1 protein-coding gene is annotated in these 1,148 nt (G+C 36.2%); it reads left to right on the top strand.

What is annotated here, in order from left to right; genetic code table 11:
• Positions 1 to 1,148 (top strand): sulfatase-like hydrolase/transferase (locus tag B9T66_RS08980; RefSeq protein ID WP_374220135.1); only part of this gene is annotated, 1,148 nt, incomplete at both ends.

Below are 1,148 nucleotides of genomic sequence, written 5' to 3'. Positions count from 1 at the left end.
TCTTAGGTTATATCGCGCTTATAAGTTTCCTTGTATGTTTTAGTGCTATTGGGAATTTTTATTATTACAAGACATATCATACAAAAATTGATGTTTTTATTTTTGGTCTCAAAGATGATGATACACTAGCAGTCCTAAAAATTATGTGGCAAGACTATCCTGTGATACTTATTTTGCTTGCTTGTATATTATATAGCTTTGCTTGTGTAAAGCTAAGCAAAAAGCTTATAAGCCTTACAATCCCAACACTGCGTATCCGCACACTTATAGTATTGCATATCGTTACACTTCTTGTTGTGATTCTTGGGATTAGAGGATCTGTGGGAACGCAACCACTCAAAGAAACAACCATTGATACAACCCAAAACCAAAGCCTAAACCACCTTATTATAAATCCAATTTTAGCCTTACATTACGCATATGTGCATTATAACAATGCTGTGCATTTTGAGCCTGTAACACTTTCAGAAGGAATCACACTACAGCAAGAAACATTTCCTATCTTTTTTACACACAAACAAGGAGTAACTACACCTGTAGATTCACTAGCTTTCACACAATCCCCAACACCCACCACACAATCTACACAAGATTCTCATATGCATTCTGCTACACATGTATCACAGACTTCTCCACATGTTGTCGCAGTGTTAATGGAGAGTTTTGCACTCAATATGCTTGCATTAGATAATGCAGAGCATTTTGATATGCTTGGGAGTTTTCGTCCATATTTTGAGAGTGGTATGTCTAAACATAAAGGACAAAATGATTTTGTCTTTACAAAGTTTTTATCGGGTGGGAATCATACTGCTGCATCATTTGGATTATTACTGCCTATAGCACCGCATTCTACAATCTCCCTTAGTACCGCCAAAAATACTAAACTTCCGCTTACACCTATTGATGTGTATAAACAAGCAGGATATGATGTTATTTTTATCACTTCTGGTAATCAAAATTGGTATAACCTTGGAGATTATCTTATGACCTTAGGTGCAGATGCTATCTATGATAGTAGTTATATAGCACAACACTACCCACAAAGCAAGGCTAATGCTTGGGCATTTGGGAATGCTGATGAATATGCTTTTGCGCTTGCCACAGAGATTCTGTTAAAAGCAAAGAAACCTACTTTTATTATGATGCTC

This window comes from Helicobacter sp. TUL (genome assembly GCF_002287135.1).
Classification (GTDB): domain Bacteria; phylum Campylobacterota; class Campylobacteria; order Campylobacterales; family Helicobacteraceae; genus Helicobacter_F.
This window is presented reverse-complemented; position numbering and strand designations above follow the sequence as displayed.